General features: G+C 68.6%; 8 protein-coding genes. 6 read left to right on the forward strand and 2 right to left on the reverse strand.

The window, feature by feature from the left end:
- The 6 genes from VGS97_RS22295 to VGS97_RS22320 all read left to right on the forward strand — a co-directional run.
- On the forward strand, positions 1-935 hold a 935-nt coding region (locus tag VGS97_RS22295; RefSeq protein WP_326855570.1), incomplete at its 5' end, for an ATP-binding protein.
- Positions 932-3,517 carry a GTPase-associated protein 1-related protein gene (locus tag VGS97_RS22300; RefSeq protein WP_326855571.1) on the forward strand — a complete coding sequence of 862 codons (2,586 nt, stop codon included), beginning with the start codon at positions 932-934 and terminating at the stop codon, positions 3,515-3,517. The genes VGS97_RS22295 and VGS97_RS22300, both read left to right, overlap by 4 nt.
- On the forward strand, positions 3,510-5,138 hold the full coding sequence (locus VGS97_RS22305; protein ID WP_326855572.1) for a TRAFAC clade GTPase domain-containing protein: 1,629 nt from the start codon (positions 3,510-3,512) through the stop codon (positions 5,136-5,138). Before VGS97_RS22300 ends, VGS97_RS22305 begins: the two co-directional genes overlap by 8 nt.
- 150 nt (positions 5,139-5,288) lie before the next feature.
- The gene (locus VGS97_RS22310) at positions 5,289-5,981 is read left to right on the forward strand and encodes a vWA domain-containing protein (RefSeq protein WP_326855573.1); all 693 of its coding nucleotides are present in this window, start codon (positions 5,289-5,291) and stop codon (positions 5,979-5,981) included.
- Between the two features lie 19 nt (positions 5,982-6,000).
- Positions 6,001-6,384 (forward strand): hypothetical protein, encoded by a 384-nt coding sequence (locus tag VGS97_RS22315; RefSeq protein ID WP_326855574.1) that lies wholly within the window; start codon positions 6,001-6,003, stop codon positions 6,382-6,384.
- Positions 6,385-6,392: 8 nt separating this feature from the next.
- Positions 6,393-7,730 (forward strand): protein kinase domain-containing protein, encoded by a 1,338-nt coding sequence (locus tag VGS97_RS22320; protein WP_326855575.1) that lies wholly within the window; start codon positions 6,393-6,395, stop codon positions 7,728-7,730.
- 65 nt (positions 7,731-7,795) lie between these two features.
- Here the strand turns inward: VGS97_RS22320 and VGS97_RS22325 are convergent, their stop codons facing one another.
- Together VGS97_RS22325 and VGS97_RS22330 are read right to left on the reverse strand one after the other, a co-directional pair.
- Positions 7,796-8,164: a hypothetical protein gene (locus VGS97_RS22325; protein ID WP_326855576.1), complete on the reverse strand. Its 369-nt coding sequence runs from the start codon at positions 8,162-8,164 to the stop codon at positions 7,796-7,798.
- A gap of 29 nt (positions 8,165-8,193) precedes the next feature.
- Positions 8,194-8,787 carry a hypothetical protein gene (locus tag VGS97_RS22330; RefSeq protein WP_326855577.1) on the reverse strand — a complete coding sequence of 198 codons (594 nt, stop codon included), beginning with the start codon at positions 8,785-8,787 and terminating at the stop codon, positions 8,194-8,196.
- Positions 8,788-9,017: the final 230 nt, after the last annotated feature.

Genomic DNA, 9,017 nt, shown 5'->3' on the forward strand with positions numbered 1-9,017 from the left:
GCTGCTACCACGAACTGCCTGGCGACTACAGCGCGATGCTCAGCGTGTTCGTGGCACTCGTCGGCCCGGTGAACTCCGGCAAGACCACCTTCGCGACCGTGCTCCTGCACGAGTTGCGGGACCGGATCGGCGCTTCGTACAAGGCGGTGGTCAACGTCATGGACGACGACACCGCCGACCAGCTCGACACTCTGGAGAACGCGCTGTACGAACGCGGCGAGCTGCCTTCCCCCACCGCTCTGGAGGTCCAGGCCGTTCGGACGCAGATGATCTTCCGGTTCGCCGCGCGCGAACTCGGCCGGCGGCGCGGACGCGCTTCGGCCCTGGTGTTCATCGACAGCTCCGGCCGGGACGCGGCGGACCACGCGGCCGCTACCCGCTCGCTCGGGCATCTCGCCCACGCGCAAGGCATAGTGTTGGTGTTCGATCCCTTCGAGTTCCCGGCTTTCCGCGCCGGGTCCGCCGAAACCGGCGACGGGTCGAAGAACAGCGGCGGGATGGCGCCCGACCAGTGGGTGGCTATGATCGCCGAGCAGATCAGGGTGGGCTGGAACCTCGCGGGCGATCAGCTCATAGACATCCCGCTGGCCGTGTGCCTTTCCAAAGCGGACGCACTGTGGCCGCAGCTGCCGCCCGGCTCGGCCCTGTTGAAAGCAGCGGCCCACGACGGGGCGTTCGATGAGGCGGACGCGGCGGAAGTGGCGGACGAGGTCGGCGCCCTCGTATACAGCTGGGACGGTGGTGCGCTCTCGCGCCAGCTCAACGCGGCCTTCTCGCGGTACTCCCTCTTCTGCTTCTCCGCACTCGGCGGCCCGCCTGGCGAGGACGCGCTGGCGCCGCGCGAGGGCGTCCACCCGGTTCGGGTCGCCGATCCGCTGCTCTGGCTGCTCAGCCAGGTCGGTTTGGTACCGCGGGGGCGGGGAGGCCCCGGATGATCAGGCAGCTGCATTACACCTCGGCATCGGCCAATGGCGGCCCGTCCGGATTCCGCTTCGTCAGCCTCAGCCCGGGGCTGGATCCGGCGGTTCCGGCGCAGGTGCGCCCGCTGGCGGTCTACCAGCCGCCGCCCGGCCTGCCCGCCCGGCCCGACGAGGAGCAGTTGGCGCTCTTCCCGCCGACGCTCAGCCACACACTGCTGCACGACGGCTCGGCCGCGCTGTGCAACATCACCTATATCGGCCGTGATCACACCGGAAGATATGGAAATTTCTATGCCCACACTGTTCAGCTGCCGCCGGGGGATCCGGCGCTGGGCGGCCGGCTTCCCATCGAGACCTGGCGCTCGCCGTTCTGGGCGCGTGCCTGGGACGGAAACGCGACACCCGCCGAGCAGGACCGGATCGCGCCGGGCGAGGCGATCACCCTTGAGCGCGCGGCCGCATTCGCCGAACGCCACACGGACCGGGTCGCCCCGTTCCTCGCCGACTTGCACAGCGTTCTGCACGGCCCGGACGGTGGCCAGGTGGTGCTGGTCGAGCCGGACGTGGACGCCGCGGCGCTCTGGATCGCCGTGGCCTGCTACTCCTTGCCCGATGCAGAGGCACACCGGCTCACTTTCACCACGTACGCCCACGATCCCACCGCGCTGCCGCACCACATCGTCGCCGTCGCCTCGACCTTGGGTCTCGATCATCCCGCCGCGCGCGGTCGCCGCCTGCTCATCCACGACACGAGCCGACCGCCGCGTGACCAGGCCACTGTGGACGACGAATGGGCAGGTGTGGCCGCTCTGCTCTGGGCCGGTGGCCGCAGCGAACTGTTCGCGCGTGCGTCGCGCAGTCGCGCCGACATCGGCATCACCGCGGCACACGAGGAGGGACCGGACTCGCTCGTCGATCACTCCGGTTGGCTGAGTGCATTCGCCCTCGCATATGGTCTGCCAGCCGGCGCTGCCGGGATACGCGCCGCAGCGCGGTGGGCGCGTGCGCACGGGGCTGACACGCCCCGGCGGTTCCGGTTGAGACTGGCCGAGGCTGTCGCCGACCACGCGGCGGACACACCGCCGCTCCTGCTGCTGGACCTGTGCCGGACGCTCGCCCCGGAAGGTCCCGGTGAGGTCCGCGATCAGCTCTTGGCGGCCTGCGTCACCCTGCTGCCCGGCCCGCTCGATGGAACCGACGCCGAGCAAGCCTTCGTCACCGCTTTGATCGGGGCGGAGTCGATCGGTGCGGACGACAGCGGCGACGGCGAAGAGTTGCTGACCGCGGAAGCGGTAGAGCGTCTCGACGATTTTCTCGTCGAGACGGCTGCGGACCGCTGCGCGAGAGCCGCGGAATCTGCGCCTCTGCCGACGCTACTGCGCCTCCTGCGAATCGTGGACCGCCTCGATCCCGGCGGCGAGCTCACTCGGATCGGCGTTCGCCCGGCTCCGATCGTTGACGCCATGCTCATTGCTCAAGCGCCTGAGGACATCGCCGCATTCATCCGCACGACCAGGTACGACGGTATCCGGCGCGGCGTGCTCGATGTGCTTGAGCGCATGCTCGTCAACGCCGAGCGCGCGGAGGTACTCGGGTGTCTGCGCGGACCTGCGGGACAGCATTTCGCGGCGATGGACATCGCTCGCCATCCGGCGCTGGCCGCAGTCGTTGACGAGCTCTGCCAGCCGAAGAGCAGTGACGGTGAGAGCCTGGAGGCGGTCCAGCGCTTCAAGCGCCTGTCACTGCGGTTGATGTCGACCGCAAGCCTCGACGCTGCGACATCATGTGCGCTGGCTCTGCGCACCGTCTGGGGAACACGCCTGCTCGACGTCCGCGAGGCCGGCGCCGTGCTGTACGAGTTGCTTGACCACCCCGAATTGTTCGAGTCGGTGCTGCCCCTGAGCGTCCGCACAGTGGTCGAGGCGCCGGCTTCGGACGAGCGCTGGTCGGCCGCGGTGCGGATGCTGGAGGAGCACCGCGACAGGCTTGGCCCGAACGACGCTTTCGCGTTACGGCTCAGTTCAGCGGTGTCTGCCGCCACATTGTCCGCTGCCACGCGGGACGACGCGCCCTGGCTTGCCCTGATCGAACTGATGCGGCAACCGGAACCGATTCCACAGGTTCTGCGGCGCGAAGCGACCGGAGCGCTCGTGGAACGCCTGCTCGACGCGGAAAGACTTGCCCGGATCGGCTCCTGCGACGACCGGATTCTGCGCGGGCTGGTGGGGCGTGGCGATGTGGAGACCCTGATCGCATACCGTTCCCGCGCCACCGACGTGCTGCCCGCCATGCTCAGGGAGCGACCCGACGTCCTCGCCTGGCACTTTCGCCGGTGGAACGACTCGCAGGGGGCCCAGCCGGGCTCGTTGTGGGAAGGGTTGCGCGGACGTCTCCTCGACGAGGTGCTGCGACCCGCGGCACGCACGCTCAGCCGGTCCGCGCGCCGCGAAGTACTCGAACACCTTCGGTGGTCCGGCGACGACGGACCCGACTGGGTTCGCGCTTGGGAGCTGTGGCAGACGTCGCTCGGCGGCGGCCGAGTACGTCGGATCATCACCGGCCCGTCCAAGAGAGGGGAGGGGGCCGCCGATGGATGATCTTTGGGTGCGGCTGCTCTGGGGCGCCTGGGGGATGATCTTCGGCACCGTCCTCACCGGGTTCGCCGTGCTCGTGAGTCCTGTGGTCACGGTCGTGTGGCTCGTCCTGCTCATGCAGTCGGCCCGGACGGCGCTGGGAACAGGGCCGGACAGCGCAGCAGTCATCGGGCCGGACCAGGCGGGTGACACGGCGTACGCGGCGTATTTCTCGACGCAGGCCACAGTAGATCTGCGCGAGCTGTGGGCACAGTGGGTCGAGCGCTTGATCGAGTCTAGGCAGAGCGCCATGAAGGCGCTCGATCGGCTGTGGCAGGGCGACGTCTTCAAGAACAACACCTGGTTGACGAACGAGACGTGGCGGCGTCTGCTGGGACGCCCGGCCTTCCTCGCCGGGTGGATAGGGCTCGTGTGCGGCGCCCTGCTCGGTGCGGTCTGCTGCGCGATCGTGCTGGGCCTGACCTGGGCTGCGATGTTCGCCGTCACCGGCGGTCTTCGCCTCACTGCGCGCCTCGCCCGCACCGCGGACTGGGCCCAGCTGAGGATTCGGGGCATCTATCTGCGCTGTCCGCATCCATGGTGCTTCGAGCGGATCACGCTGCCGCGGTACACGTGCCATGCATGCGGCATCGAACACGACGATCTGCGCCCCGGACCGTTGGGCGCGCTGCATCGGATCTGCACCTGCGGCGAGCCGCTGCCGACGCTGTCGATGACTGGCCGGCACCGCCTCGCGGCATCCTGCCACGCCTGCCGCAGTGAACTGCCGACCGGGCTCGGCACGTCACGGCTGGTGCACATACCGCTGGTCGGCGACACCTCGGCGGGCAAGACCACCGTGCTGATCGCCGCGACGATCTGCCTGGACTCGATGGCCCGCGCCGGCGCGTTCGAGCTGAGGTTCGCTTCGGCGCGCAGCAGCGCCGACTTCGACGCGGCGGCACTGCTGCTGCGGTCGGGCACACCGGTCGCCGCCACCTCGACGCCGGTGCCGTCGGCGTTCATGTTCGAACTACGGGCCGCCGGCGCGCATCGCAGCCGGCTGCCGGGCCGGGGCGGCGCACGCGGGCTGATCTACCTCTACGACCCCATGGGAGAGTCGTTCGCCAGCACGGACGCAGTTAGAACCCAGCGATACCTCGCGCACGCCGACGGCATCCTGCTGGTCGTCGATCCGCTCGCGGTCCTCGCGCGCGGCGCCGATCTGCCTGCGGAATACGCGCCGGCGGTGAGTGCGGCGCAACCCGCGCCGGGCCACCCCATGGCGGCCTACGACCGGGTGATCGCCGACCTCTCCGTCCGCGGTCGTCGAAACAGCCGCCGGATTCCGATAGCCGTCGCCGTCTCGAAGTCCGACGTGCTGCGGCAGGTCGCCGAGTGGGGCTTCCCCGCGCCCGAAGGCGAGAGCGCCGAGATCGCCGCGTGGCTGGACGCCACGGCCGGACTGGGCAACCTCGTCAGAAGCCTGCGAAAGGATTTCAGAGACGTGACATACTGGGGGCTGAGCGCGGCGGCGGACGCCCGGCTCGCCAGGCCGCCGCGGCGCGGGACGGCCGCCGATCCGATCCTCTGGCTGCTGGGGCGCAACGGTCTTCGTTCCGAACACCTGGACAGGACGCGGTGAACCCCAATTCTGTCGCTCCACCGGTTCCGGCGCACATCAGGCGGCAGCGCCGGATATTGCTGGTGGTCCTCTTCGCCGCCCTGCCGGTCGCCGCCGGCGGGTTGGCTGTCCTCGTCGTCGTGGTCTGGAAATAGCGAAGGGGGGAATGCGATGAGCGAGTTGCCCGGCGGTGCGATGGCCCACCGGCCGGTCCACTTCCTCTGGCTGCTGGACTGTTCGAGCTCGATGGCGATGAACGGCAAGATCACGTCGCTGAACTTCGCCATCAGGGAGTGCCTGCCGCAGATGCGCCGCGTCGCGGCGAGCAACCCCGCCGCGACGCTTGAGGTGCGCGTGATCACCTTCTCCACCGGAGCCCAGTGGCACAAGGCGGACGCCGTCCCGGTGGACAGGTTCAGTTGGACGGACGTGACCGCCCAGGGCGTGACCGACTTAGGCGAGGCGTTCCTTCTCGCGGCCGAGCAGCTGGACACCCCGCCGATGCCGGAACGGGCGCTGCGGCCGGTACTGGCGCTGGTCTCCGACGGACAGCCCACCGACGACTGGCGCTCGGGTCTGCGGGAACTGGACGCGACGCCGTGGGGCAAGCGGGCGCTGCGCCTCGCGATCGCCATCGGTGACGACGCGGACCACGACGTGCTCAACGAGTTCCTGAACAACCCGGAACTCAAGCCGTACACCGCACAGAATGCCCATCAGCTCAGCGCGGCGATCCGGTGGGCCTCCACCGTCGTGGTGCGGTCCGCGTCCAGGCCGGCCAATGCTGCGAACCCGCTTGTGCCGCCCGCATCCGAGCCGCAGGACTCCGAGTCCGGCGCGGACGACGACGGCGACGTCTGGTAACCAGTTTCGGAGGTGGCGTATGAGTCCCAGTCGCAGAACCAGCGGACTGCCGCAACAGCAGGCGGCGGTCGTGACCGCCCGGTGCCTGTCGACCCCGGTGGTGTTCGGCATCCGGATGCAGCATGACAGCGCGTCGACCTGGTCGGCCACCTGGGCGTTCGCGATCAGCGCCGAACGGGCGGCCCGCGAGGGGTACACCGACACCAGGCTCAGCGGGTCCTTCGCGCTGAGCACGGGATACCCGGGCTGCCCCGGCTGCGGGAATCCGTCCTTCGCGCAGTGCTTCGCCTGCCACGGGCTGGGCTGCTGGTCGACCACCGACACGCGCTGGAAGTGCCCGGCGTGCGGCCGCGACCAGGACCTCGGCGGCACGATCAGAGAGATGAGCGCGGGCGCCGACTGATGGCGCGGATGCTCACGAGGGCCACCCGGCTGCGGACCGCCGGGAACGTCGAGGTCAAGATCACCGACCTCATCGGATCGGGCGGCCAGGGCGAGGTCTACCGGGTGACCGTCGGCGGCCGGGCCATGGCGCTCAAGTGGTACTTCCCGCGTGCGGCCACCCCCGAGCAGCGGGCCATCGTCACCGAGCTGGTGAACTACTCCGAGGATCTGGCCGACGCCAGATTCCTGTGGCCCGAGGCGCTCGTGATACGTCAAGGCGACCCGAACGGCTTCGGGTATGTCATGGCGCTGCGACCTGATGGCTACGCCGGCTTGCCCGACCTTTTCCAGCGACGCGTGCGTACCAGGCCGCTTGAGCTGATAACGGCGTGCCTGCTCGTCGTGGAGGCATACCGGCTTCTGCACAGTAAGGGGATCGCGTATCGCGACATCTCCTGGGGCAACGTGTTCTTCGAACCCGACACCGGCGAGGTACTCGTCTGCGACACGGACAACGCCGTGTTCGAGGGCTACGCGACCGGGGTCGTCGGCACGATGGAATTCATGGCGCCGGAACTGGTGCGGGCCGACCCGGGTGTGGCGCCGGGCGTCCAAACGGACCTGCATGCCCTCGCCGTCCTGCTCTTCTACATGCTGATCAACCACCATCCGCTCCATGGCGCCCGCGAGCTAGAGATCCACTGCCTGGAGGAGAAGGCGAAGAAGCTGCTCTACGGCACCGAGCCGACGTTCATGTTCGACCCCTCGAACAGCCGCAACAAGGCGGTCGAACCGGAGCACCACAGCCCGATCGCGCTGTGGGGGTTCATCCCCGCCGCGCTGCGCGGGCTGTTCATCGACGCCTTCACCGCAGGACTGCGTTCCCCGCAGTCGCGGGTGCGGGAGGTCCAGTGGATCGAGGCACTGAGCCGGTGCAGAGACTCGATCGTCTCCTGCCACGACTGCGGTCGGCAGAACATGACCGAGCCGGCCGAGGACCTCACCGACGGCAGCTTCGGCGCGTGCTGGAAGTGTTCGCGTCCGCTCAAGCCATACGCCGCGCTCAGTATCGAGGCTCCGGGCCGCCTCGTCCGGTATATCCCGCTGGATGCCGAAACGTGTATTTACGCGCATCAGCTGGGTGAGATCGACCAGCATGACTTCCAGCAGATCCGCGCCGAGGTGCGTCGCCACCCGCAGCGGCCCGACCGGCTGGGGCTGACGAATCTCACCGGTCGGACATGGCAGGCGAGTGGGGCGGGCGACGCCGCCACGACGGTGCAACCCGGTCGCAGTATCACCTTGCGCGACGGACTGACACTCGTGCTGGATCAAGTGAAAATGGTGATCCGCGTCTACTCGTGATCAGTGCGTCGTGATCAATGTGTGGCAGCCGTCACCGCGAGGCACCGCGGAATGAGAGGGCTTCGTCAGGAGATCTCGATCGAGCCGATCAGCTTCATGATCTGCTGTACCGCCTCCGTGACCGCAGTGACTCCCGCGGCGCCCGACACCACCGTGGCCAACAGGGACCGCACCGACGTCAGCCAGCGGCGCTCCGTCGACCCGGCCTCGATCTCCCGGCACGCCTGCGCCACCGTGTCGGCCAGCAGCGCCGCGTTCGGCAACGCGGCGGCGTGGGCGGTGATGCGTGTGTTCAGGTCCGCCAGGAGCGCCAGCAACTGTGCGGTCGTGGGCTCGGGGCTCTGCGGCGCTTGGTGGATGTCGATGCGGCCGTGGTCGCCGAAGTAGTTTCCGTCGCCGCTCACCGATCCGATGTTGAAGTTGCTGACGGTCATTGCGTCTCCGTTCCGTTTTCAGGGCGTCTCTAGGACGTCGGGGCAGGGGTCTGCGGCTGGCCCTGCGTCTGACCCGCGTTGATGTTGATCTGTCCGTGGCCGCCGAAGTAGTTGCCCGTGCCATTCACCGAGGCGAACGAGTAGTTGGTGACCTGTTGTTGGGTGATGACCTGGATCTCCTTCTTGAAGGAGGTCGTGTCCACGCCGTGCTGCTCTAGGAACTCCTCGGTGCAGTCCCAGAGTTGGTGGCGCAGCCGCTGGTAGTCGTCGATGACGTCGTTGCGCTTGAACCGGTCCCTGGTCTCGTAGTCGGCCCACGCCTCGCGGATGCTGACGGCGGCGCCGTAGTCGAAGGGCACGCCGGCGCTGATCTCCCGTTTCGCGGAGGCCTCGTACCTGAGCCTCGCGCGGACGTGCGGATCGCCGAAGAAACTCAGCGGCGCGCGCAGCAGCAGACCGGGGAAGGCTCGGAACGAAGCGGCCGCCGCCGCGAGGGCCGCGAAGGCCTGGTTCGTGGGCAGTTCGCTGACCAGGCCCGCCAGGCTGCGCTTGACCGGCGGCAGCACATACGTGAGGCTTTCGAGTGTTAGTCGGTTGTTATTCAGGCGAGCCCTGACGAACATCGACACGACGATCTGGCCGCCGTTGCTGACGCGCTCGAAGCAGAGGTAGGTGCGGGCGTAGTCCCGGTGGTGGTTCGCGCCGCTCTTGACCAGGAGGTCTATTCATAAGCCCACTTGAGGTAGTACAAGCCGACGATGGCGCGGAGCGTTGCGGGGAACTTTTCCAGTGGTGGCCTGAAGCGTGCGGCCAGGATCTTCCAGGTCTGTAGGTGGCTGATGGTGCGTTCGAC

The sequence above is a fragment of the Actinocrinis sp. genome, assembly GCF_035946395.1.
Classification (GTDB): domain Bacteria; phylum Actinomycetota; class Actinomycetes; order Streptomycetales; family Catenulisporaceae; genus Actinocrinis.

Coding starts and splice junctions, on each gene's coding strand:
- VGS97_RS22315 (WP_326855574.1), top strand. CDS start 6,001: ATGAGTCCCAGTCGCAGAACCAGCGGACTGCCGCAACAGCAGGCGGCG.
- VGS97_RS22310 (WP_326855573.1), top strand. CDS start 5,289: ATGAGCGAGTTGCCCGGCGGTGCGATGGCCCACCGGCCGGTCCACTTC.
- VGS97_RS22305 (WP_326855572.1), top strand. CDS start 3,510: ATGGATGATCTTTGGGTGCGGCTGCTCTGGGGCGCCTGGGGGATGATC.
- VGS97_RS22300 (WP_326855571.1), top strand. CDS start 932: ATGATCAGGCAGCTGCATTACACCTCGGCATCGGCCAATGGCGGCCCG.
- VGS97_RS22320 (WP_326855575.1), top strand. CDS start 6,393: ATGCTCACGAGGGCCACCCGGCTGCGGACCGCCGGGAACGTCGAGGTC.
- VGS97_RS22325 (WP_326855576.1), bottom strand. CDS start 8,164: ATGACCGTCAGCAACTTCAACATCGGATCGGTGAGCGGCGACGGAAAC.
- VGS97_RS22330 (WP_326855577.1), bottom strand. CDS start 8,787: ATGTTCGTCAGGGCTCGCCTGAATAACAACCGACTAACACTCGAAAGC.